20 protein-coding genes are annotated in these 22,769 nt (G+C 77.2%); 5 read left to right on the forward strand and 15 right to left on the reverse strand.

Annotated features, from left to right (window positions below; genetic code table 11):
• Positions 1-185 precede the first annotated feature (185 nt).
• Both DMH08_RS07290 and DMH08_RS07295 read left to right on the forward strand, forming a co-directional pair.
• Positions 186-1,097 (forward strand): polysaccharide pyruvyl transferase family protein, encoded by a 912-nt coding sequence (locus DMH08_RS07290; RefSeq protein ID WP_233617454.1) that lies wholly within the window; start codon positions 186-188, stop codon positions 1,095-1,097.
• Between the two features lie 70 nt (positions 1,098-1,167).
• On the forward strand, positions 1,168-1,569 hold the full coding sequence (locus DMH08_RS07295) for a DUF2267 domain-containing protein (RefSeq protein WP_026406152.1): 402 nt from the start codon (positions 1,168-1,170) through the stop codon (positions 1,567-1,569).
• 140 nt (positions 1,570-1,709) lie between these two features.
• On the opposite strand, the gene DMH08_RS07300 is transcribed toward DMH08_RS07295, so the two are convergent.
• The 10 genes from DMH08_RS07300 to DMH08_RS40015 form a co-directional block, all read right to left on the reverse strand.
• Positions 1,710-2,666: a UDP-glucuronic acid decarboxylase family protein gene (locus DMH08_RS07300; protein ID WP_199747661.1), complete on the reverse strand. Its 957-nt coding sequence runs from the start codon at positions 2,664-2,666 to the stop codon at positions 1,710-1,712.
• Positions 2,666-3,736 (reverse strand): glycosyltransferase family 9 protein, encoded by a 1,071-nt coding sequence (locus DMH08_RS07305; RefSeq protein WP_233617455.1) that lies wholly within the window; start codon positions 3,734-3,736, stop codon positions 2,666-2,668. The genes DMH08_RS07300 and DMH08_RS07305 overlap by 1 nt, the downstream gene beginning before the upstream one ends.
• Entirely contained in the window at positions 3,727-4,404 is a 678-nt protein-coding gene (locus tag DMH08_RS07310) for an SDR family oxidoreductase (RefSeq protein ID WP_026406150.1), read from the reverse strand. The genes DMH08_RS07305 and DMH08_RS07310 overlap by 10 nt, the downstream gene beginning before the upstream one ends.
• Positions 4,401-5,801, reverse strand: a complete 1,401-nt coding sequence (rfaE2, locus tag DMH08_RS07315; protein WP_026406149.1) for a D-glycero-beta-D-manno-heptose 1-phosphate adenylyltransferase — start codon at positions 5,799-5,801, stop codon at positions 4,401-4,403. Before rfaE2 ends, DMH08_RS07310 begins: the two co-directional genes overlap by 4 nt.
• Entirely contained in the window at positions 5,798-6,346 is a 549-nt protein-coding gene (locus DMH08_RS07320; RefSeq protein ID WP_034522034.1) for an SIS domain-containing protein, read from the reverse strand. Before DMH08_RS07320 ends, rfaE2 begins: the two co-directional genes overlap by 4 nt.
• 290 nt (positions 6,347-6,636) lie before the next feature.
• Positions 6,637-7,872 carry a glycosyltransferase gene (locus DMH08_RS07325; RefSeq protein WP_125612543.1) on the reverse strand — a complete coding sequence of 412 codons (1,236 nt, stop codon included), beginning with the start codon at positions 7,870-7,872 and terminating at the stop codon, positions 6,637-6,639.
• Complete coding sequence (locus DMH08_RS07330) at positions 7,869-8,864, reverse strand: glycosyltransferase (RefSeq protein ID WP_125612545.1); 996 nt, start codon at positions 8,862-8,864, stop codon at positions 7,869-7,871. The genes DMH08_RS07325 and DMH08_RS07330 overlap by 4 nt, the downstream gene beginning before the upstream one ends.
• Positions 8,861-9,874, reverse strand: coding sequence for a glycosyltransferase family 9 protein (locus tag DMH08_RS07335; RefSeq protein WP_125612547.1), 1,014 nt, complete (start codon positions 9,872-9,874; stop codon positions 8,861-8,863). Before DMH08_RS07335 ends, DMH08_RS07330 begins: the two co-directional genes overlap by 4 nt.
• Entirely contained in the window at positions 9,871-11,685 is a 1,815-nt protein-coding gene (locus DMH08_RS07340) for an HAD-IIIA family hydrolase (protein WP_158642264.1), read from the reverse strand. Before DMH08_RS07340 ends, DMH08_RS07335 begins: the two co-directional genes overlap by 4 nt.
• Positions 11,685-13,322: a carbamoyltransferase family protein gene (locus tag DMH08_RS40015; protein ID WP_158642265.1), complete on the reverse strand. Its 1,638-nt coding sequence runs from the start codon at positions 13,320-13,322 to the stop codon at positions 11,685-11,687. The genes DMH08_RS07340 and DMH08_RS40015 overlap by 1 nt, the downstream gene beginning before the upstream one ends.
• Positions 13,323-13,546: 224 nt before the next feature.
• Here DMH08_RS40015 and DMH08_RS07345 point away from each other — a divergent pair, with 224 nt between their 5' ends.
• Together DMH08_RS07345 and DMH08_RS07350 are read left to right on the forward strand one after the other, a co-directional pair.
• Positions 13,547-14,434, forward strand: coding sequence for a glycosyltransferase family 2 protein (locus tag DMH08_RS07345; protein WP_125612549.1), 888 nt, complete (start codon positions 13,547-13,549; stop codon positions 14,432-14,434).
• A gap of 21 nt (positions 14,435-14,455) precedes the next feature.
• Positions 14,456-15,331 carry a glycosyltransferase family 2 protein gene (locus DMH08_RS07350; RefSeq protein WP_125612552.1) on the forward strand — a complete coding sequence of 292 codons (876 nt, stop codon included), beginning with the start codon at positions 14,456-14,458 and terminating at the stop codon, positions 15,329-15,331.
• Positions 15,332-15,372: 41 nt separating this feature from the next.
• On the opposite strand, the gene DMH08_RS40895 is transcribed toward DMH08_RS07350, so the two are convergent.
• The 3 genes from DMH08_RS40895 to mgrA form a co-directional block, all read right to left on the reverse strand.
• Entirely contained in the window at positions 15,373-15,717 is a 345-nt protein-coding gene (locus tag DMH08_RS40895; RefSeq protein ID WP_199747662.1) for a DUF6343 family protein, read from the reverse strand.
• 2 nt (positions 15,718-15,719) lie between these two features.
• Positions 15,720-16,172, reverse strand: coding sequence for a YbhB/YbcL family Raf kinase inhibitor-like protein (locus DMH08_RS07360; RefSeq protein WP_125612554.1), 453 nt, complete (start codon positions 16,170-16,172; stop codon positions 15,720-15,722).
• Positions 16,173-16,242: 70 nt separating this feature from the next.
• Positions 16,243-17,268, reverse strand: coding sequence for an L-glyceraldehyde 3-phosphate reductase (gene mgrA, locus DMH08_RS07365; RefSeq protein WP_026406139.1), 1,026 nt, complete (start codon positions 17,266-17,268; stop codon positions 16,243-16,245).
• A 98-nt stretch (positions 17,269-17,366) separates the two neighbouring features.
• Here mgrA and DMH08_RS07370 point away from each other — a divergent pair, with 98 nt between their 5' ends.
• Positions 17,367-20,708 (forward strand): hypothetical protein, encoded by a 3,342-nt coding sequence (locus DMH08_RS07370; RefSeq protein ID WP_125612556.1) that lies wholly within the window; start codon positions 17,367-17,369, stop codon positions 20,706-20,708.
• A 6-nt stretch (positions 20,709-20,714) separates the two neighbouring features.
• Here DMH08_RS07370 and DMH08_RS07375 read toward each other — a convergent pair whose 3' ends face one another.
• Entirely contained in the window at positions 20,715-21,146 is a 432-nt protein-coding gene (locus DMH08_RS07375; protein WP_233617456.1) for a hypothetical protein, read from the reverse strand.
• 143 nt (positions 21,147-21,289) lie between these two features.
• On the reverse strand, positions 21,290-22,672 hold the full coding sequence (locus DMH08_RS07380) for an NADP-dependent succinic semialdehyde dehydrogenase (protein ID WP_125612558.1): 1,383 nt from the start codon (positions 22,670-22,672) through the stop codon (positions 21,290-21,292).
• Between the last annotated feature and the right edge of the window lie 97 nt (positions 22,673-22,769).

Raw genomic sequence — 22,769 nt, forward strand, 5'->3', positions numbered from 1 at the left:
GCATCGACTGTTCTGTTTTTTCATAGGCTGCGGCTCCCACCGAACACACCACTATTCCTATCGTCGGCCGCTTCAGATTGTTATAAGAGCCACCCCCCCCCCCCCCCGCCCCCCGCCGGCCCCGGTCCGGCGCCCCCGCCGCGGCGGAAGCGGGCCGCCCCCGGCCGGCGGTGGGCGGAGGGGCGGTGAGCGCGCCCCGCGTCCTGGTGACCGGGTGGCCGAGCTTCCTGCACGGCGAGGCCACCGCAGGGGACGTCCTGGCGATGGAGGCGGTCCGGCGGGCGCTGACCGGCGCGGGGGTGGCGTGCGACCTCGCCTGGAGCCCCGTCTTCCGGCCGGGCGGGCTCGATCTGGACGGAGCCGACCCGGACGACTACACCGACGTCGTGTTCGTGTGCGGGCCCGCGCACGGCGAGCAGGTCCGCGGCCTGCACCGCCGGTACGCCCGGTGCCGCCGCGTCGCCGTCGGCGTGTCGGTGGTCGACCCGGACGACCCGGCGGTCACCGGGTTCGACGCCGTCCTCGCCCGGGACGCCCCCGCGGCGGGCCCGCGGCAGGACCTGGCCGCGCTGCCGCCGACCGTGTCCGTGCCCGTGGTCGGGGTGGTGCTGGCGCCGGGGCAGCACGAGTACGGCGACCGGCGGCGGCACGGCGCCGTCGAGGAGGAGCTGACCGGGTGGCTCGGGGAGCGGTCCTGCGCCCGGCTGGTCCTGGACACCCGGCTCGATCCGCGCGACTGGCGGCTGTTCACCGCGGCGGCGGAGCTGGAGTCGGCGTTCCGGCGGCTCGACCTCGTCGTGACGACCCGGCTGCACGGCCTCGTCCTGGCGCTGAAGAACGGCGTGCCCGCGCTGGCCGTGGACCCCGTGGCGGGCGGCGCGAAGGTCGCCGCGCAGGCGCGGGCGTGGGGGTGGCCGGCGGTCGTGACGGTCCCGCGCGGCGCCCCGCCGGGGGACGGCGCGCCGCTGCTGGACCGGGCGGAGCTGGACCGGTGGTGGGACTGGGCGCTGTCGGCCGAGGGCGCCGGGCGCGCGTCCGCGGAACCGCCGTCCGGGACGATGCTCGGCGAGCTTCTGGACGTCCTCGGCGCACGTTAACGGCCCGACATATCGGGCAGTTTCTGCATTTCAGGCACATCACTGCAGGCAGGACAGGAAGGAGTCCGCCATGCGGCACGAGGAGTTCATCGGCCAGGTGCAGGACCGCGCCCGCCTCTCCGGCTGGAGCCAGGCGGAGCGGGCGACGCGCGCCGTCCTGGAGACGCTCGGCGAACGGGTCCCGGAGGGCCTCGCCGACAACCTTGCCGCGCAGCTGCCACACGAGATCGGCGAGCACCTGCGCCGGACCGAGGTCTACGGCGGCGGAGGCAGCGGGGAGCGGTTCGACCGGCACGACTTCGTCGAACGGATCGCCTCCCGCGCCGGCACCGACGACCCGCGCGCCGCCTACCTGGCGCGGGTGGTGCTGGAGGTCACCGACGAGGCGACCGAGGGGGCCACCATGCGCAAGGTCGGGGACGCGCTGCCCGCCGACATCAGGGACCTGATGACCGCCGGCCACTCCGGCTGAAACGGGACCGGCGGACCGGCCGGCCGGAGACGGGCGGACGGTTCGGAAAGCGGAACGGCCGCGACGAGGAGCATCCTCGCCGCGGCCGTCCGCTTTTCCCTGTCCGCTCGTCCCCGCGTCCCGGGGGCGGGCGCGGCCGGTCAGGCCGGGCGCGCCACCGGCAGCTCGCGGGCGAACCACTCGATCGTGGTGCGCAGCCCCTCCTCGACGCCGATGCGCGGCCGCCAGCCGAGCACCTCCTCGGCCAGCGTCGTGTCGGGCCGCCGCACGCGCGGGTCGTCCTCCGGCCGGTCCACGAACCGCAGCGTCGACCGCGACCCGGTCAGCTCGATGACCAGCCGGGCCAGCTCCGCCATCGACACCTCGTACGGGCTGCCGATGTTCACCGGCCCCGGATGGTCCGACAGCGCCAGCGCGACGATGCCGCGGACGGTGTCGTCGACGTGGCAGATCGAGCGGGTCTGCGAGCCGTCCCCGGTGACGGTCAGCGGCTCCCCGGTCAGCGCCTGCCGCAGGAACGTCGGGACGGCGCGGCCGTCGTCGGGCCGCATCCGCGGGCCGTAGGTGTTGAAGATCCGCACGATCGCGGCGTCCAGCCCCCGCGCGTGCCGGAACGCCGACGTCAGCGCCTCCCCGAACCGCTTCGCCTCGTCGTACACGCTGCGCGGCCCGACCGGGTTCACGTTCCCCCAGTACGACTCGGGCTGCGGGTGGACGAGCGGGTCCCCGTAGACCTCCGACGTGGACGCCAGCACGAACCGGGCGCCCTTGCTCTCGGCGAGGTCCAGCGCGTGGCGGGTGCCCTGGCTGCCGACCTCCATCGTCTGGACCGGCAGCCGCAGGTAGTCCGCGGGGGACGCCGCCGACGCGAGGTGGAACACGTAGCCGACGTCGCCCGGCACGTGCACCGGCTCGGTGAGGTCGCGCTTGACGAACCGGAAGTCGCCCCGCTCGGTCAGATGCGCGATGTTGCGGGACGTCCCGGTCAGCAGGTTGTCCATGCACACCACGGAGATCCCTTGGGCCAGCAGCGCCTCGCACAGGTGCGAGCCGAGGAAGCCCGAGCCCCCGGTCACGACGGCGCGTGGATGTCTCATCATGTCCCCCTCAGCAGTGCGGTGTCGCGGTGCCCTGTCCGGCGGTCGTGCGCCGCGAGGGCCCGGACGGACGCGCGGACGGCCTCGTCCGCGCCGATCTCCAGCAGGCCGGGATCCGGCGCCGCGCCGTGCGGGTCGCCGCGCCGCCCGGCCCACAGCACCGTGTGCTCGGACCGGTCCGGCGGCGGACCCCACAGATCCGGCGGCGTCGGGCCGAACAGGACGACCGACGGCGTGCGGTACGCCGTCGCCAGGTGCGCCACGCCCGTGTCCCCGCACACCACCAGGCGCGCGCCGGCGATCAGCGCGGCGAGCGCCGGGAGCGGGGTGCGTCCGGAGAGATCGGCCGCGGCGCCGGGCCCGGCGCCTACCGCGACGCGCCCGGCGAGGGCCGTCTCGCCGGGGCCGCCGGTCACGACGACCCGCTCCCCGGCGTCCCGCAGCGCCGCCGCGACGGCCGCGAACCGCTCCGCGGGCCAGCGGCGCGCCGGGTAGGCCGCGCCGGGGTGGACGACGACGGCGCCGGGCGCCGGGGACGCCGTCCGCGGGCGCGGCAGGTCCAGGTCGCCGGGATCGGCGTCGAACCCGTACGCGCCGACGAGCCGGCACCAGCGCGCCACCTCGTGCTCGCCGGCGTCCCACTCCGGCCCGCCGGACTCCGGCAGGCCGGGGCGGGCGAACGCGAGCAGCCGCCGCGGCCGGGCGGCGGCGAGCAGCCGGTGGCTCCGCGGTCCGCTGCCGTGCAGGTTGACGGCCGTGTCGACCGGCCCGGCCCGGAGCGGCGGGCCCGCCAGCCCGGACCTGTCCAGGACGGCGTCGACCGCGCCCGTCGCGCGGGCGAGCGGCGCCAGCGCGTCCGGCGCGGCGAGAATGATCCGGGCGCCGGGCCCGCCGGCGGACCGGGCGCCGCGCCGCAGCGCCCGCAGCGCCGGGACGGCGGTCAGCAGGTCCCCGAGCCCCAGGGCCCGCAGCACCAGCATCCGCCCCGCGGGAGCCCTGCCCCCCGGATCGCCGCGCGCCGGCCCGCCGTCCGCCGGGTCACCTCCCGCCGGGGCCGGGGTCACGGCCACGAGGTCTCCTCGGACTGCGCGACCACCAGTTCCCGCACCTCGCAGCCCGCCGGCTGGGCGAGCGCGAACGCCACGGTCGCCGCGACGTCCTCGGGCCGGTTCAGCTTGGCGTCCGGCCCCGGCCGGTACCGCGGGTCCCGGCCGTCGAAGAACGCCGTGTCCATGCCGCCGGGCACCACCATCGTCACGCCGACCCGCCCGGCCAGCTCCGCCGCCAGCGCCCGGGTGAACCCGACCACCCCGAACTTCGACGCGCAGTACGCGGTGGCGTCCGGGAACGCGCGGAACCCGAGCGTGGACGCGACCGTCACGATCCGCCCCTTCGGCTCGTTCTCCAGGTACGGGATCGCGGCGCGGACCACCGCGGCGGTGCCCAGCAGGTTCACCTGCACGACCCGCTCCCAGTCCTCGGCTGGCACGTCGTTCAGCGCGCCGCACGCGTCGATCCCGGCGGCCGTGACGACGGCGTGCAGCCCGCCGTTGGCGCGGGCCAGCCCGTGCACGGCCCGTTCGGCGCAGTGCCGGTCCGCCAGGTCCGCCTGCATGCACGGGAAGTCGTCCTTCGGCGGATGCAGGTCCAGGATCAGCGGCTTCCCGCCGTCGGCGGCGACGCGCCGCGCCACGGCCGCGCCGAGCCCGGACGCGCCGCCGGTGATGAGCACGTTCATGAGGCATGTCCCTTCGTGGTCGACAGCAGGCGCGTCGTGGAGCGCCCTTCGAGCAGCGGCAGCAGGACGACCTCGCCGCCGTGCGCCCGGACGGTCTCCGCCTCGGGCAGCGTCGTCCCGGCGTAGTCGGAGCCCTTCACCCACACGTCCGGCCGCAGGCGCTCCAGCAGCGGCGCCGGGGTGTCGTCGTCGAACACGACGGCGGCGTCCACGTCGCTCAGCGCCTCCAGCACCCGCACGCGGTCGGCGGCCGGCGTCACCGGACGGGACGGCCCCTTGCGGCGCCGCACCGACGCGTCCGAGTTCACGCACACGATCAGGCAGTCGCCGAGCCGCCGCGCCTGCTGCAGCATGCTGACGTGGCCCGCGTGCAGGAGGTCGAAGCAGCCGCCGGTCGCCACCACCGTCCCGCCCGCGCGCCGCGTCCGCTCGACGACGTCCCAGGCGTCCTCGCCGCGCTCGGGCACCAGCCGCGCCGAGCCGGTCTCGGCGAGCTGCGCGGCGACGCCCGCCGCCGCGCCCGCCCGGACGAACTCCGAGGCCCGCCGGACCCCCTCGGTGACGGCCGCGGTGAGCGCCCCGCCGTCCGCCAGCGCCTGGACGGCCCCGGCGGCGAAGCTGTCGCCCGCCCCGCAGGAGTCGCCGCGGGCGGGTTCGGCGGGCGCCAGGAACGGCGTCTCCGACCCGTCGCACAGCAGCGCCCCCTCCGCGCCGAGCGTCACCGCGACGCCCTCGATGCCCCACGACCGGCCGAGATGCCGGCCGCGGCGGCCCGCCGCCGACAGCCCGAACCCGGAGATGTCGGCGCCGTCGGCGGCGGCGAGCCGCGCCGCCTCCTCCTCGTTCGGGGTGAGCAGCCGCACCACCCCCGGCACCGGCGGCTCCCCGCGCGGATGCGGGTCCCACACCACCGGGACGCCCGGCGGCAGGTCCGCGAGCAGCGAGCGGACGGCGCGGTGCCGGGTGACGCCCCGGCCGTAGTCGGACACCAGCACCGCCCCCGCGCCGGAGATCGCCTCGGCGACGCGCGGGCCCACCGGCCCGTCCATCGCCTCGCCCTCCCCGGCGTCCAGCCGCGCCACCGACTGCCCGCCGGACCGGATCCGCAGCTTGCACGGCGTGCCGCCGTGCAGGTGGAACGCCGCGACGTCCACGTGCCGCTCCAGCATCGCGCGCAGCCGGCGGCCCGGATCGTCGTCGGCGAGCGCCGTCACCAGCACCACGTCCCGGCCCTCCGCCGCCGCGAGCAGCGCCGCCATTCCGGCGCCGCCCGGACGCGGCCGCTCCTCGGCCTGCTCGACCACCGGCACGGGCGCGTCCGGGCACAGCCGGCTGCTGCTGCCGACGATGTCGACGTCCAGCAGGACGTCCCCGATCACCACCAGCGGTCCCGTCATGAACCCACCCCCAGGGTCTCGTCGACCACCCCGCACAGCAGGTGGATCGCCGCGAGGTGGATCTCCTGGACGGTCGAGGTCGTTCCGGCGTCGACCGCGATCGCGTCGTCGCACGCGGCGGCGAGCGGGGTCGGGCCCGGGCCGGTCACGGCCCAGGCCGCCATCCCGGCCCGCCGCGCCGCCCGCGCCGCCTCGATCACGTTCGCGCTGTTCCCGCTCGTGGACAGGCAGATCAGCACGTCGCCGCGGCGGCCGTGCGCCCGCACCTGCCGGGCGAACACGTCCAGCGGCCCGTAGTCGTTGCCGATCGCCGTCACCGCGGACGTGTCGCCGTGCAGCGGGATCGCCGACAGCGGCCGCCGCTCGTCCTCGAACCGTCCGGTCAGCTCGGCCGTCAGGTGCTGCGCCTCCGCCGCGCTGCCGCCGTTCCCGCAGGCCAGCAGGCGCCCGCCGGAATCCAGCACGCGGGCGAGGCGGCGGCCCCACACGGTGATCCGCGGGACGTGCTCGCGGAACGCGAGCGCCGCCTCGGCCAGCGCCTCCAGCCGCGCGTCCTGCGCCGCGGCGAGCAGCCCCCGTTCCGTCACGCCCGCTTCCTGCGGGGCGCGACCCACCGCACCCCCCGGCCAGAGCCGCCGCATGACGTCACTACGCAAGTTCCGTTCCGTCATGCCTGCCTCATGTGGGGGGCGACCCCCCACGCCCCCCGGCCAGAGCCGCCGCATGACGTCACTACGCAAGTTCCGTTCCGTCATGCCTGCCTCATGTGGGGGGCGACCCCCCACGCCCCCCGGCAAAAGCCGCCGCATGACGTCACTCCGCAGGCTCCGTTCCGTCATGCGGCGACCTCGCAAAGCTCGGCGGCCCGCCGGTACACGCCGGCGGTGTCGGCGGCGACCCGCGCCCACGAGTAGCGGGTGCGGGCCCGGTCGGCGCTCGCGATGCCCATCGCGGCGCGGCGCACCGGATCGTCCAGCAGTTCCCGGACCGCCTTCGCGGCGGCCTCCGGGTCGCGCGGCGGGACCAGCAGCCCGGTGCCGCCGTCCACCACGGTGTCCAGGTGCCCGCCGACGGCGGTCGCGACGATCGGGACGCCGCACGCCATCGCCTCCAGCGGCACCATGCCGAACGGCTCGTACCAGGGGAGCGTCACCACGAGGCTCGCCGACCGCAGCAGCGGCGCGACGTCCGCGCGGGCGACCCGCCCGACGAAGTCGACCCGGTCGGCCGTGCCCGCCTCCGCGGCGACGCCGCGCAGCCGGCGGATCTCCGGGTCGGCGTCGAGGTCGCCGTGCGGCGGGCCCCCGGCGACGGCCAGCTCGGCGTCCGGCAGGTACGCCAGCGCCCGGATCGCCGTGTCGACGCCCTTGCGCTCGACGAGCCGGGACAGGACCACCAGCCGGTGCCGGCCGCCCGGCCGCGCGCCGCCGGGCGGGCCGCCCGCCGGGTCGCCGGGGCCGAACAGCTCCAGGTCCACCCCGCACGGCACGACCGACACCCGCTCGCCCGGGACGCCCATCGCGGTGAGCTCCTCCACCTCGTCCGAGCACGTCGCGATGACCGCGTCGGCGCCGCGGCCGATGGCCCGCTCCAGCCGGATCCGCCCCGCCGGGCTCGTGTCCTTGCCGCCCTGATGGCGGCGCTTGACGGTGCCGAGCGCGTGGTAGGTCTGCACGACCGGGACGTGCCGCTCCGCCGCGGCGTCCGCCGCCTGGAGCGCCGCGAGCCCGCTCATCCAGAAGTGCGCGTGCGCGACGTCCGGCGGCTCCGAGGACCAGCGGTCCCGCAGGTACCGGCCGAAATCGCTCATCCACGGCAGCAGGTCGTCCTTGGGGATCCGCTCGGGCGGCCCCGCGGGGACGTGCTCGACCGTCACGCCCGGCGCGAGCCGCACCCGGCGCGGCGGGGCGGGCGCGTCGCGCCGGGTGTAGACCGTGACGTAGTGCCCCTGCCGTCCCAGTTCGGCGGCCAGCTCCGCGACGAACACGTTCTGCCCGCCGCCGTCGGCCCCGCCGAGGCCGCCCTTGGCGGCCAGCGGGCTGGCGTGCTCGGAGACCATGGCTATCCTCATCGCGTCACCTCCGTGAGTGTTCGCTGCCAGTCGCGCAGGAACCGCGGGAGCCCGTACCGTTCCACGGCGAAGGCCCGCGCCTCCTTGCCCAGCTGGCGGGCGCGCGGCGGGTCGGCGGCGAGGGCCGCGGCCGCGCCGGCCAGCGCGCCGACGCGGGTCGACAGCACCCCCGCCTCCGGCGGCACCGCCTCGACCGCCTCCGTCGTGGCGAGCGCCACCACGGGGAGGCCGAGCATCATCGCCTCGATCAGCGCGAGGCCGAGCGAGGTCCACCGGTAGGGGTGGACGTAGACGCGGCGGCGCGCGAGTTCCGCGTGCATCCGCGCCTGCGGCAGGTCCTCGAAGGTCCACAGCGACTCCGGAGGGACGCCGAGCCGTGCGGGCGCGTCCATCACGTTCATCCCGAACAGGTCCAGCGGGACGGCGGCGGCCAGCTCCGGGAGCAGGTCGGCGCCGGTGACGCGTCCCCGGCGCAGCGGGTCGTTGATCACCACGGCCGCGCGGGGCAGCTCGGCGGTGTACCGGTAGCCGGGGTCCACCACGCCGTGCTCGATGACCGTGACGGGGGCGCGGCCGCAGTTCCAGAAGAGGCGGTTGAAGTTCGTGACGTGCACGACCGGGATGTCGTCGCGGTCGTGCAGGAAGTGGCGGCTGTCCGGGACGACCTCCTCGGGCAGGCTCGCGTCGGCGGGGGTGCGGCGGGGGGTGTCGTGCTCGACGTAGACGGCCGGGACGTCGGTCCCGGGCCGGCGGCCGAGCCACTCCTCGGTGAGCCGCAGCTCGTGGGGGCGCTGCAGGACGACGGCGTCCACGTGCTCGCCGCGGAGCCGGTCGTGCGGGACCTCCACGGCGCGGTCCGGCCACGTGAAGGTGCCGGGGCGGCCGCGCCCGTCCGGCCCCCGGTCCGGGACGACGGGGACGAGCGTGGTCTGCGGGCCGTGCACGAACGAGGTCGCCCACGAACCGTGCACGTGCCACATCAGGACTCTCATCGGGCCGGGGCCTCCTCCGGTACGGCGGCCACGACCTCCACGGCCGCGGCGACCTCGTCGGCGGTGACGGACGCCAGGCACGGGTGCCCGTCGACCGGGCACTCGCGGGCGCGGGTGTCCTTGCAGGGGGCCTGCTGGTCGCCCAGCAGCGCCATCGGCACCCCGAACGGGGCCCACCGCGCCGCCGGGACCGTCGGCGCGAACAGCGACACCACCGGCGTGCCGACGGCCGCCGCCAGGTGCGCGGGCCCGGTGTTGCCCGCGACCACCGCCCGCGCGCCCGCCAGGACCGACGCGAGCTCCGGCAGCGTCGTCCGTCCGCCCAGGTCCAGGCCGCACTCCCCGGCGACCCGCGCGGTCAGCTCCTTCTCGTCGCCGTGCCCGGTGACGACGACCCGGTGGCCCGCCGCGTCCAGCAGCCGCACGGCCTCGGCGCAGCGCTCCGGCGGCCACGCCCGCGCCGGCACCGACGTGCCGGGGTGGACGATCACGTAGCCGGGGCCGCCCGTCAGGTGGGCGGTGTCGGGCAGCGGCCCGCGCACCCGCAGCCGGGTGTCGGCCGGGGCCGGGAACCCGGCGTCCTCGGCCAGCGCGAGCATCCGCAGCGGCTCGGGGATGTCGGCGTCGGGCCGGTGCCGCAGGTCCAGCAGCGACCCGGGGTAGTCCTCGCTGATCCCCCCGATCCACGGGATGCCCGCCAGCCGCAGCAGCAGCGCCAGCGGCAGCGGCGACTGGTGGAACGACGTCAGGATCAGCGCCCGGTCGAAGCCCCGCACCAGCTCGACGAGCCGGTCGACGTCGTCCCGCCGGACGGGGCCCGGCTCGGGGTCGATCCACGGCGCGCACCACTCGATCACCCGGTCCGCGCCGGGCAGCAGGTCGGCGGCGGGCCGGCCGCGCGGCCCGCACAGGAACGCCACCTCGTCGGCGCGCTCCGCCACGGCCCGCACCGCGGGCCCGGCGAGCAGCACGTCGCCGATGTTGTCCTGGCGTGCGACGAGGACCCTCATCGGCGCCGCCCCCCGCCCAGCACGAGCTCGACGGCCGCGCGCAGCGTCGGCGCCGTCTCCTTCGCCGCCGCGATCTCCGCGGGCAGCGTCCGCGCGGTCGGCACCAGGATGCCGCGCGCGCCCGCCGCCGCGGCGGCCTCGACGTCCCGCCCGATGTCGCCGATCACGGCGATCTCCGACGGCAGCGCCCCGAGCCGCCGCGCGGCCCGCTCGATCATGCCGGGCGCCGGCTTGCGGCACCCGCACCCGTCGCCGCCGTCGTGCGGGCAGAACTCCCACACGTCGATGCGTCCGAGCAGCTCCTCGACCCGCGCGTTCACCCGGCGGACGTCGCCCGCCGTGATGCGGCCCTTGGCGACGCCCGACTGGTTCGACACGACCCCGATCCGCACGCCGTGCCGCCGCAGCCGCTCCAGCGCCCGCCGCGCCCCCGGCATCGGCTCGACCCGCGCCGGGTCGCCGTTGTACGGGACGTCCCTGATGAGCGTGTCGTCGCGGTCGAACAGCACCACCCGGGGCCCGGCCCACGGCCGCGCCCGCCCGTGCAGGAGCAGCCCCCGCACCCGGTGCCGCACCGCCGCGGGCGGGATCACGGCGCTGGTCACGGCCATCCGGACGATCTCGCCGGGCGTCCGGGGCCCCGGACGGATCCGCTCCGCCGCGAACCGCACGGTCAGCGCGGCCCAAGCCGCTCCCGCCGCCACGGCCACGACCTTCCCGGCCGCCGGCCTCCCGCGCCGTCCCGACCCCCCGAACCCGGGCCGAGCGACCGTCCGGACAAGCGCGGTGCCCTGCCCCGCCGACGGCCCCCCGCCACGCCGGGCGGCCGCCCGGCGCCAGGGGCCCGAGCCGTGGGCCGCCGATCGGACGGGTGCGGTGGCCGATGCTGCGAACGGGATTCTCGTGGGCCGGGTGGCCGTCCGGCGCCAGGGTGCTGAGCCGTGGGTTGATGGCCGGACGGGTGCGGTGGCCGATGCTGCGAACGGAAGTCTTGCGGGCCGGGTGGCCGCCTTTCGGACGCGTGCGGTGGCTAGGGGGCGCGGGGCCGCGGTGAGGGTCAGGGCGGCCGCGGCGGTGGTGAGGACGTGCTCGCGGAGGCGGCCGCGGCCCTCGCCGGCGCGGGAGCGCCAGGACGGGCCGTGCAGGCGCCGCATGAGGACGTCGTCGGCGTTGCCCGCCTGCGCCCGGACGGACGCCCAGAAACCGTCGGGACGGGCCGGGTGCGTCACCTCGCGGTCGCCCCGGACGAGGACGCGGCCGGTGTCGAGGACGCGGAGCGCGAGGTCGGCGTCCTCCCGGTAGGCGCGGTGGAACCGCTCGTCGAAGCCGCCGACCTCGGCCAGGACGCCGCGCCGGTAGGCCATGTCGGCGGTGATCCACTCGGCGGTCTCGAGCGCGATGGTGCCGCGCTCCCCGTCGGTGGGGCGGCGGCCCTCCGGGCGCGGCACGACGACGCGGCCCTGCGAGCCGGCGACCTCGGGCGGCAGGTCCGCGAGGTCGGCGGCGAGGCGCTCCGGCCAGCGGGGGCCGGGGACGACGTCGTCGTCGAGGAACGCGATCCACTCGGTCGCGGCGGCCCGCCAGCCGGTGTTGCGGGCGGCGGCCGGGCCGCGCCCGCCCGAGCGCAGCACGCGCAGGTCCGATTCCCCGGTGTCGGGCAGCGGCAGCGGCGCGCCCGGGACCGGACGGTCGTCGACGACGATGATCTCGTGCGGCGCGGGCGCGGCGCCGCCGAGGGCGGCGAGCAGCGCGCTCAGCGTGCCGCGCAGGCTCTCCCGCCCGACGGTCGGCACGACCACGGTGTAACCCATCAGGCGTGCACCTCCCGGCGCCGGACGACGAAGGGGCCGATGGCGAGGAGGTCCACCGGGGCGGACCCGAAGCATTCGAGCGCGTCCCGGGGATCGTCGACCATCGGGCGCCCCGCCGTGTTCAGGCTCGTGTTGATCACGACGGGGATCCCGGTGCGGCGGTCGAACTCGCGCAGCAGCCGGGCGACGAGGGGCTCGTCGTCGTCCGCGACCGTCTGGATGCGGGCGGTCCCGTCGACGTGGACGACCGCGGGGATCCGCTCGCGCCACTCGGGGCGCACGTCGTGCACGAACAGCATGTACGGGCTGGGCAGCGGGCCCTCGAAGATCTCCGCCGCCCGGTCGAGGGACACCATCGGCGCGATCGGCCGGAACTGCTCGCGGCCCTTCACGTCGTTGAGCCGCTCGACGTTCGCGGCGTGCCCGGGGTGGGCCAGGAGCGAGCGGTGGCCGAGCGCGCGCGGGCCGAACTCCGAGCGCCCCTGGAACCAGGCGACGACCCGGTCCTGCGCGAGGGCCTCGGCCACGGTCGCGGCCAGGTCGGCGGGACGCTCGTAGGGGATCTTCGCGACGTCGAGGCGGGCGGCGATCTCGTCGTCGTCCCAGCCGCGCCCGAGGTCGGCGCCCGGCATCGCCTCGATCTCGTCGCCGGACGCGCGCGCCACGTGCAGGGCCGCGCCGAGCGCGGTGCCGGCGTCGCCCGCGGCGGGCTGCACCCACAGGTCGTCGTAGGGTCCGGCCTCGGCGAGGCGGGAGTTGGCGACGCAGTTGAGCGCGACGCCGCCGGCCAGCATGAGGCGGGACGAACCGGTGCGGCCGTGCAGCCAGCCCGCGAGGTCGAGCAGCACCTCCTCGAGGCGGGCCTGGACGCTCGCGGCGAGGTCGGCGTGGTCGCGGGTCCATTCGGCGTCCGCCGTGCGGGCCTTCGCCAGCGAGCCCCAGTCGACGGGCGCGACCGCGAAGCCGCCGTCGCCGGTCGCGGCGACGTGCTCGCGCAGCTCGGCGAGGAACCGCGGCTCCCCGTAGGAGGCCAGGGCCATCACCTTGTACTCGTCGCTGGAGCGCAGGAAGCCGAGGTGCTCGGTCAGGTCCTCGTACATCAGCCCGAGCGAGTGCGGCAGCCGCTGCGCGTGCAGCGGCGTGAGGGCGCCGTCCGCGTACGTCCCGGCGAGGTGCGAGTGGGACTCGCCGCGGCCGTCCAGGACGAGGACGTCGCCTTCGCCGGGTCCGGGCGCGGCGAGGGCCGCGGACGCCGCGTGCGCCACATGGTGCGGGACGAACCGGACGATGCCGGGGTCGAGCCCGGGAAGCGCGGTGGCCAGGAAGTTCGGCGCGCGCCGCGCGTACAGGGTGCGCAGCCGCTCCCAGTTCGCGTCGTGCCCGTCGAGGTCCGGTTCGACGAGGCTCGGATCGTACGAGTAGGCCACCGCGTCGAGGTCGCCGGGCTCCAGCCCGGCCCGGTCCAGGCACCAGCGGGCCGCCTTCTCCGGCAGTTCCCACCCGGAGAAGGGCACCGGCCGCTTGCCGTGCTTGCGGCGGCTGAGCCGCTCTTCCTCGGTGGCGGCCACGACCCGGCCGTCCACCACCAGCGCGGCGGCCGGATCGTGAAAAATCGCATTGATTCCGAGCACACGCATGACAAAGCCCCGTTCGGCGCACGGTCGATGTGGAACGGCGATGTCTGCGTCATAGACATCGGCTGGGGTGGAGAAATCCCCTATAGGTAATTCCGGGCATTGCCGAGAACTGGGACGCTAAACGCGGTAGAGGTGAAAAGGCACTGGTGAGAGTCGTGGCACGTCAGAGCCGATTCCGGCCTCGGCGGGCGCATGAGGGGCCGCGCCGGGGGTAGCGCCGACCCATGCGCTATACCGTCGTCGTCATCACCCGGGACCGGCGCGAATCCCTGCTGGCCGTCCTCGCCCGCCTGCGGGACCTGCCGGACGGCCCGCCGGTCATCGTGGTCGACAACGCCTCCGGGGACGGCACGCCGGACGCGGTCGCCGCGGAGTTTCCCGCGGCCCGGCTGATCAGGTCGCCGGAGAACCTCGGGGCCGTCGCCCGGAACCTCGCGGTCGACCACGTGCGGACGCCGTACGCGGCGTTCTGCGACGACGACACCTGGTGGGAGCCGGACGCCCCGGCCCGCGCGGCGGCGCTGCTGGACGCGCACCCGCGGCTCGCCGTCGTCACCGGCCGGATCCTGGTGGAGCCCGGCGGGCGCGAGGACCCGATCGTCCCCGAGTTGCGGGACTCGCCCGTCCCCGGCCCGCCGGGGCTGCCGGGGCCCGCGCTCGGGTCGTTCCTGGCGGGCGCGTCCATGGTCCGCGCCGAGGCGTTCCGGGAGGCGGGCGGGTTCTCGCCGCGGCTGTGGCTCGGCGGCGAGGAGGAGCTGCTCAGCGCCGACCTGATGACGCGCGGCTGGCACCTGTGCTACGCCGAGGACGTCGTCGTGCACCACGCGCCGTCCCCGCTGCGGGACGCGCACCTGCGGCGCCGCCACGGCATCCGCAACACGCTGTGGTTCACCTGGCTGCGCCGCCCGCTGCCCGCCGCCGCGCGCCGCACCGCCGGGCTGCTGCGGACGCTGCCCCGCGACCGGGTCACCGCCGCCGCGCTCGCGGAGGCGGCGGCCGGGCTCGGCTGGGTCGCGCGGGAGCGCCGCCCGCTGCCCCGCGACGTCGAGGACCGCCTGCGCACCCTGGAGGCGTCCCAGCGGACGTCCAGGGCCCGCCGCTACGTGAGCTGACCGGCCCGGGAGGGACCGCACATGACCGATATCCGCTCCGAGGCCGCCGCCCGCGTGCGGCCGCCCGAGACGTCCGGGGTCACGATCGTCGTCGCGACCCGCGACCGCGCCCCGGAGCTGCGCCGCAGCCTCGCCCGGCACGCCGCCCCGGTGATCGTCGCCGACAACGCGTCCGCCGACGGGACCGCCGACGTCGCGGCGGCGGCGGGCGCCCGGGTGCTGCGGCTGCCGGGCAACCGCGGCGCCGCCGCCCGCAACGCCGGCGCGGTCGAGGCCGGCACCCGCTACGTCGCGTTCGCCGACGACGACTCCTGGTGGGCGCCCGGCTCGCTCGCCCGCGCCGTGGAGATCCTCGACGCGCATCCGCGGGTCGCGCTGCTCGCGGCCCGCGTGCTCGTCGGCGCGGAGGAGCGGCTCGACCCGGTGTCGGCGGAGATGGCCGCCGCGCCCTTCGGCCGCCCGGACGGGCTGCCGGGCCCCGCGGTCCTCGGCTTCCTCGCCTGCTCGGCCGTCGTGCGCCGCGACGCGTTCCTCGACGTCGGCGGCTTCTCGGACGTCCTGCACTTCGCGGGCGAGGAGGAGCTGCTGGCCCTCGACCTGGCCGCCGCGGGCTGGGGGATGGCGTACGTGCCCGAGCTGGTCGTGCACCACCACCCGTCGCGGGAGGTCCGCGACCCGGCCTGGCGCCGCGCCCGGGAGACCCGCAACCGGCTCCTGACCGCGTGGCTGCGGCGCCCGCCGGCGGTGGTCGCCCGCACCGCCGCGGCCGCGCTGCGCACCCCGGACGGACGCGCCGGGCTCGCCGCCGCCGTCCGGGTGCTGCCCCGCGTGCTGCGCGACCGCCGCTCCCTGCCGCCCGCGGTCGAGGCCGACAAGGCCCGGCTCGAGAGCTACTGAACCCCGGCGGGACGGCCGCGTCCCGCCGGGCCCCGGACGGGTCAGGGGCGGGCGCGGCGGGCGATGACCACCAGGTCGAGCGCGGCGACGACGGCGACGGCCGCGCACAGGCCCGCCGCCGCCCACTCCCCGTCGCCGCCGTCCGCGGCGGCGCTCACCGCGAAGACGATCGCGGCGGCGGCCGCCGCGACCAGCGCGACCGACGACAGCACCGCCCGCAGCCGCAGCGGACTGCGGGCGGTGAGCGGTTCGGTGCCGGGCCGCCGTCCGCGGCGCTCCGGACGGTGCCCCCGGCCGTCTCCCTGCCCGTGTCCCTGCCCGTGTCCCTGCTCGCGGCCCCGGCCGTCCTCCGGTCGCCGCGGGCCGGGCCCGCCGTCGCCCGCCACGGCTACCGGGCGAACGTGCCGACGAGCGTCCCCGACGCCACGACCTTGTCCTGCATCGCGACGCGCAGGTCCTCCGCGGTGAACCCGCGGCCCAGCCCGGACGGCTCCGCGAGCCCGTACAGCCGGAAGAAGTACCGGTGCGGGTCGTCGCCGACCGGCGGCTTGGGCCCGCCGTACCCTTCGGCGCCGTAGTCGTTGCGGCCGAGGACGGCCCCGGTCGGCCGCTCGCCCGGGTCCAGCCCGGTCGTCGCCGGGTCGATCCCGGCCACCAGCCAGTGCGCGAAGGTGCCGGTGGGCGCGTCCGGGTCCTCGCAGGCCAGCGCGAGCTCCACGACCTCCTCGGGGGCCTCCGACCACTCCAGCGGCGGGGACACGTCGCCGCTGTCGTGCGAGTACTCCGACGGGATGATCGTGTGGTCGTTGAACGCTCCGCTGCGCAGGGTCATCTCCTTCATGCCGACCCCGTGCCCGGAGGGAACGGGACGAACCGTGCGCGGTTCCGGCCGTCCCGCCCGCGGCCGCGGGTCAGCCCGCGCTGGACGCCGCCCAGATGTTGATGCCCGCCTCCACCGCGTCCCGGTCGATCGCGGCCAGCTCGTCGGCGGTGAAGTCCGGCCGGTCCAGGGCGGCGAGGTTCTCCTCGAGCTGGGCGACGCTGCTCGCGCCGATCAGCGCCGAGGTGACCCGCCCGTCCCGCAGCGACCAGGCGAGGGCCAGCTGCGCGAGGGACTGGCCCCGCCCCGCCGCGATCTCGTTCAGCGTCCGGACGTGCCGCAGGTTCTCCTCGGTCAGCAGGTCCGGCGAGAACGACGTGCCCCTGCTCGCCCGCGACCCCGCCGGGACCCCGTCGAGGTACTTGCCGGTCAGCATCCCCTGCGCCAGCGGGGAGAACGCGATGCAGCCGACGCCCTCCGCCTCCAGCGTGTCGAGCAGCCCGCCCTCGATCCACCGGTTCAGCATCGAGTACGACGGCTGGTGGATCAGCAGCGGCGTGCCCATCTCCCGCAGGATCGCCGCGGCCTCGGCCGTCCGCTCCGGCGAGTACGACGAGATGCCCGCGTACAGCGCCTTCCCGGACCGGACGGCGTGGTCCAGCGCGCCCATCGTCTCCTCGAGCGGCGTCTCCGGGTCGAACCGGTGGCTGTAGAAGATGTCGACGTAGTCCACGCCCATCCGCCGCAGCGACTGGTCCAGGCTGGCGAGCAGGTACTTGCGCGAGCCCCACTCGCCGTACGGGCCGGGCCACATGTCGTAGCCCGCCTTCGTCGAAATGATCAGCTCGTCGCGGTAGGGGGCGAGGTCCGCCCGCAGGATCCGGCCGAAGTTGCTCTCCGCGGACCCGTACGGCGGGCCGTAGTTGTTCGCCAGGTCGAAGTGCGTCACCCCGAGGTCGAACGCGCGGCGCAGGATCGCCCGCTGCACGTCCAGCGGGCGGTCGTCGCCGAAGTTGTGCCACAGCCCCAGCGAGATCGCCGGGAGCCGCAGCCCGCTGCGCCCGCACCGCCGGTAGGGCGCCTGGTCGTATCGATCGTCAGCGGCCACATAGGTCATGGCCACGATTGTGTCAGCGGCCGGGACTTGCCGGACCGGCGCCGCATCGTCCATGATCGGGCCATGACGATCAGGAAGGGCGGTCTCCGCCCGGGCCGTTGAGCCCCACCGCGCCGGTCCCGGAACCGGCCGAAGAACGCGCGGGCGAACTCCTCGCGCGCGTCGAACCCCTCCCGTACCCGGAGCGCATGCGCGCCCTGGCCCTGCACGCCCGGCGCCTCGCCGGGACCCCCGCGCTGACCGCGCTCCTCGACGAGCTGGCCGCGGGCGGGCGGTACGAGCGCCGCACCGCACTGCACATGGCGATGGCCGCCCGCCGCCTCCCGTTCATCGAGCGCGCCCTCGCGGGCCCCGATCCGGCGCTGCGGCGGGCCGCGCTGCGCGCCGTCCGGACGCTCCCCGTCGCCGACGACGCGGCGGCGGCCGTCCTGGACGACGCCCCCGCCGACCTGCGGCGGGCTTTCTACCGGACGCTGCGGCACGGCGACCGCGCCGCGCTCGCCGACCGCCTCCTGCCGGACGTCCGCGCCCGCTGGGGCGACCGGGAGGCGGCCGCGCTGCTGCCCGCCTGCTCCGGCGGCGCGGTCGCCCGGTGGCTGCCGGACCTGGACGGCGCCGTCACCGCGTGGCGGGCCCTCGCCGAGCGGCATCCCGGCCCGCTCCTCGCGCTCGCCCGGCGGCGGGCGGCGGAGTGGGGCTGGCTGCGCCGCCGCGGGCCCGCCCTCGCCGCCCTGGCCCGGCACGACCCGGCGGGGCTGCTCGAACTCCTCGAGCGGGAGGACGTCCGCAACGCCGTGCGGGGGCGGCTCCCGAAGACGGTCGCGCGGCGGCTGTTCGCGGTCGACGCCGTCCGCGCCGGCCGGCTGGCGATCGCCGCGGGCGGTCCGTACGGCGGGCTGCTCTCGCGGGACGAGCACCTGCACTCCCTGCCCGACCGGGAACTGCTGGGCACCCTGCCGGCCGACGGCCACGGGCTCGCCCGGATGTTCGCGCTCATCCGACCGGGGCGCCGCGGCCCGCTGTTCGACGCGATCGTGGAGCGGCGCGGGGGCCCGTTCCCGGGCCTGCAGGCGTTCCCGCTGCTCCCGCTGCTGCCGCCGGCCCGCGCCGCGGCGGAGGCGCGGCGGATGCTCGACTGGCACGGGTCGGTGTGGCACTCGGCCCGCCTCAGGCTGGACGATCCCGACATCCCGCTGAAGCTGACCGCCCACCTCCCGTACGCGGAGGCGGCCGGGCCGCTGCGGGAGGCGGCGCTCACCGGCGACCCGAAGCGGCGCGGGCTCGCCCGCGGGCTGCTGGTCGGGGCGGCGGCCCGCACCGGCGACGGCACGGTGCTGCTCGGCGTGGTCCGCGAGCTGGCGGACCGCGCCCGCCGCGAGCGGGACCCGCTGCGGCGCGCGCTGATCGAGGCGCTCGCGTCCGTCCCGGTGGCCCTGCTGGGCGGCGCGCTCGCCGGGCCGCTGGACGGGCTCGCCGCGGCGGCCGTCGAGTCCCGCGACTCCTCGAAGGCGACGCGGCGGGCGCTGCGGAACCTGGCCGACCGCGCGCTCGCCCACGCCCCGGACCTGCGGCCGTGGGCGTACGGGGTCTACGACCGGCTGGTCGCGCGGTGCGGCACCGAGCAGCTCCGGGACGACGACCACTACCTCGACCTCGTCCTGCCGCGCGGCGCCGAGCACGACCTGCTGGACGTCCTGCGCCCCCGGCTGCGGGCCGCCCGGGAGCGGCGCGACCCCGCGCTCGCGATCGAGCTGGCGTGGTCCCTCGACCGCCGGGCCTTCCGGCTGGCCGAGATCCAGGACGACCTGCGCGCCGGGGCGCTCGACCGCGCGGGCGACCTCGCCGGGGCGGCCGCCGAGGCGTGGCTGGCGGACCCGGCCCGCCGCGCCGACCGCGCGGCGGAGCTCGTGGCGGCCGACCCGGCCGCGGTCGAGGTGCCCGAGGTCTGGCGCGTCGTCGCGAGCCGCCGCACCGACCTGCTGGGGCGCGCCGCCCTCGGGGAGCGGACGTCCCGGGTGCGTCCGCAGGACCCGGGACGCTGGACGCCCGCCCAGGTCGACCGGGTCCGGGAGGCGCTGAACGGCGTCGCGCGCGACGACGCGCCGCCGGCGGACACGCGGATCGCGGCCGTCGCGTCCCTCGGCCGCCTCCCCGGGACCCTCGACGATCTCGCCGCGTGGGCCGGCGGGGCCGACGCCGTCCTCGCCGAGGCCGCGATGGAGGCGATGGCTGGGACGGACCGCCCGGCGGAGGCGCTCGGCCTCCTGCTCGGGTTCGCGCGCGGCGCGGGCTCGCCGTACGCGGTCGCGGCCGTCGCGGGCTGCTGCGCCGGGGTGGCGCCGTCCGCGCTCGGCCCCGTGCTGGCGGGGACGCTGACCGGGCCGGACGCGAAGGTGACGGCGCGCAAGCAGGCCGCCCGGCTGCTGGAGCGGCTGCGGCCGCCCGGCGCGGCGGACGCCCTGCTCGGCGCGTGGCGCGATCCGCACCTGCACCGGGACGTGCGCGCCGCCGTCGCCGCGGCGCTGCGCCGGATCCCCGAGGACCCCCGGACCTTCACCGCCCTGGAGGACGCCGCCGGGCCGTACGCGTCCGAACCGCTGCTCCGGACGCTCTTCCAGGCGGTGCCGGAGGAGTACGCGCCGGCCGTCCGGCCCCGGTACGCCGCGCTGGTCAGGCGGCTGCTCGCCGCCGCGGACGGCCCGGGCGTGCGGTGGCGCGGGACGGCGGCGTTCGGGGTGTGGGCGCGCCACTACGAGGGCGGCTTCGACGACCTGCTCGCCGCCGTGGGGGACCCCGCGGACCCCGCCGGGGACGCCGAGCTGCCCGTCCTGGAGGCGCTGATGTACGCCGGGGCGGTCCGCGGCGAGGTCCTCGGCGTCCTGGAGCGGCTGCTGCCCGAGGCCGGTGCCCGCGGGCCCGCCCGGCGCCGCCTGCTCTCCCTCGTGCGGGTGCTCGCCGCGAGGCACGGCCGGGGCCGCGCCGACCCCGCGGCGGCCGACCTGGCCCGCCGGGCGGCCGCGCTGCTGGCGCCCCATCCGCTGCACCTCCAGCAGGTCGTGGACCTGGCGTTCGCGTCCCCGCCACTGGCCGAGCCCCGCCTGGCCACGGCGGGCGAGCTCGCCGCGGCGGTCGGGTCCCTCGCGGAACTGCTGCGCGACCGGCCGGCGGTGGCGCTGGGGCTGGACTGGCGCTTGAGGAGCGTCTTCGGCCACCGGCGCGGCCGGCGGACGCCGCTGCCGCCGCCGCTCCTCCTGCCCGCCGTGCGGGGCCTGATCGCACAAGGGCACCTGGTGGCGCACCTGCTGGCGATGCGGGCTGTCGGCACCGCGGGCGACGCGGCGGGGTGGCCGGACGAGTGGCGGGCGGTGCTGGACGACCTGCGCCGTTCGCCGCACGTGGACGTCCGGGTGCAGGCGATCGACGCCGACCCGGACGGCTGACCGGGCTCAGCGGCCGCGGCGCAGCGCGGTGTACTGCACCGCCGCGAAGCCCGCCACCGCGATCGCCTGCAGCACCGCCCACACGGCGCCCGCGGTGGTGAGCGCGAACCAGCCCAGCACGACCGCCGCGACGCTGAGGACGGTCCACAGCAGGTTGGCCTCGACGACGGCGGTGACGGCGAGCCGGTTCGGCCGGGCGGGCACCGACACCGCCCAGACGAGCGCCGCGTAGCCGAGCAGGAGCGCGCCCAGCGCGCGTCCGGGCCCGGGGGCGAGGCCGAAGAGGTCGTCCACCGGGCCCGCCAGCGCCAGGTAGGCGAGGCCGTTGGCGGCGGTCACGCCGGCGTCGAGGCGGAGCGCGAAGCGGAGCAGGCGGGCGCCGCCGGCGGGCAGGCCTCGGCCGGGGAGGTTCTCGGTGATGGAAGGGGTCGTGGTCATCGGGATTCCTTTCCTCGGGCCGATGCCACGACGCTATGACCGCGCGGGTCACCGCGGCGATTACCCGCGGCGTAACCGCGCTCGGATTGCGGCGCGCGGATTGCGGCCCGGGATTTCCGCCGGGAAAACTCGGGCCGGTGATTCTAAGCGGCCGCCCAGACCGTCTTGGCGTTGCAGAATTCGCGCATTCCCTCGGCGGACAGCTCCCGCCCGTACCCGGAGCGCTTGACGCCGCCGAAAGGAAGCTCCGGGTACGAGGTCGTCATCCCGTTCACGAAGACCTGCCCGGCGTCCAGTTCCCGGACGAACCGGTCCCGTTCGGCGTCGTCGCGCGTCCACGCGTTGGAGCCGAGCCCGAAGCCGGTCGCGTTCGCCAGCTCGATCGCCGTGTCGACGCCGCGCACCCGGAACAGCGACGCGACGGGCCCGAACACCTCCTCGTGGAACATCCGCATCTCGGTGGTCACGTCCGCGATCACCGTCGGCGGGTAGTACCAGCCGGGACGGTCGGGGCGCTCGCCTCCGCACAGCACGCGGGCGCCCTTGCCGACGGCGTCCGCGACCAGCTCCTCGACGCTGGCGCGGCCGTCCTCGCCGACCAGCGGGCCGACGTCGGTGTCCGGGTCCATGGGGTCGCCGACCCGCTTGCCGCGCATGGCCTCGACGAAGAGCTCCTGGAACTCGTCGGCGCAGTCCTCGTGGACGATGAACCGCTTCGCCGAGATGCAGCTCTGCCCGTTGTTGAGGCACCGGGAGTCGGCGGCGGTCCGCGCGGCCGCCGCCAGGTCGGCCGACGGCATGACCACGAACGGGTCGCTGCCGCCGAGCTCCAGCACCGTCGGCTTGATCTCGTCCCCGGCGATCGCGGCCACCGACCGTCCGGCGGGCTCGCTGCCGGTGAGCGTGGCGGCCTTCACCCGGGGGTCGCGCAGGATCCGCTCGACCTTGGACGACCCGATGAGCAGCGTCTGGAACGCGCCCTCGGGGAACCCGGCGCGGCGGAACAGGTCCTCCAGGAACAGCGCGGTCTGCGGGACGTTCGAGGAGTGCTTGAGCAGGCCGACGTTGCCCGCCATCAGCGCGGGCGCCGCGAACCGGATCACCTGCCAGAGCGGGAAGTTCCACGGCATCACCGCCAGCACCGGGCCCATCGGCTCGTAGCGGACGTACGCGTCCCGCGCCCCCACGTCCGCGGGGTCGGCGGGGCGGTGCTCGGCGAGGAACCCGGCCGCGTGCCCGGCGTAGAACCGGCACGCCTTCGCGCACTTGCGCGCCTCGGTCTCGGCGGCCGCGAGCGTCTTGCCCATCTCCGCGGTGAGCATGGCACCGATCTCCCGCGCCTCCCGGTCCAGGATGTCGGCCGCCGCGTTCATCCACGCGGCCCGCTGCTCGAGGCCGGTGTTCCGGTAGGTCGCGAAGGTCTCCGCCGCCAGCGCGACGCGCCGGTCGACCTCCTCGTCCGATGCCGCGTCGAAGGTCTTCTCGACCTTCCCCGTGGCGGGGTTGGTCGTGGCGATCGTCGTCATGTCCGGACACTCCCTGAATGTTGTGATTCATTCGGGAGGTGCCCGGGCGGCGCACCGGAAAACCGGGTCCCGGGCGGGGGCCGCGGGCGGGCGCGCC

It is taken from the genome of Actinomadura sp. WAC 06369, from assembly GCF_003947565.1.
Classification (GTDB): domain Bacteria; phylum Actinomycetota; class Actinomycetes; order Streptosporangiales; family Streptosporangiaceae; genus Spirillospora; species Spirillospora rifamycini.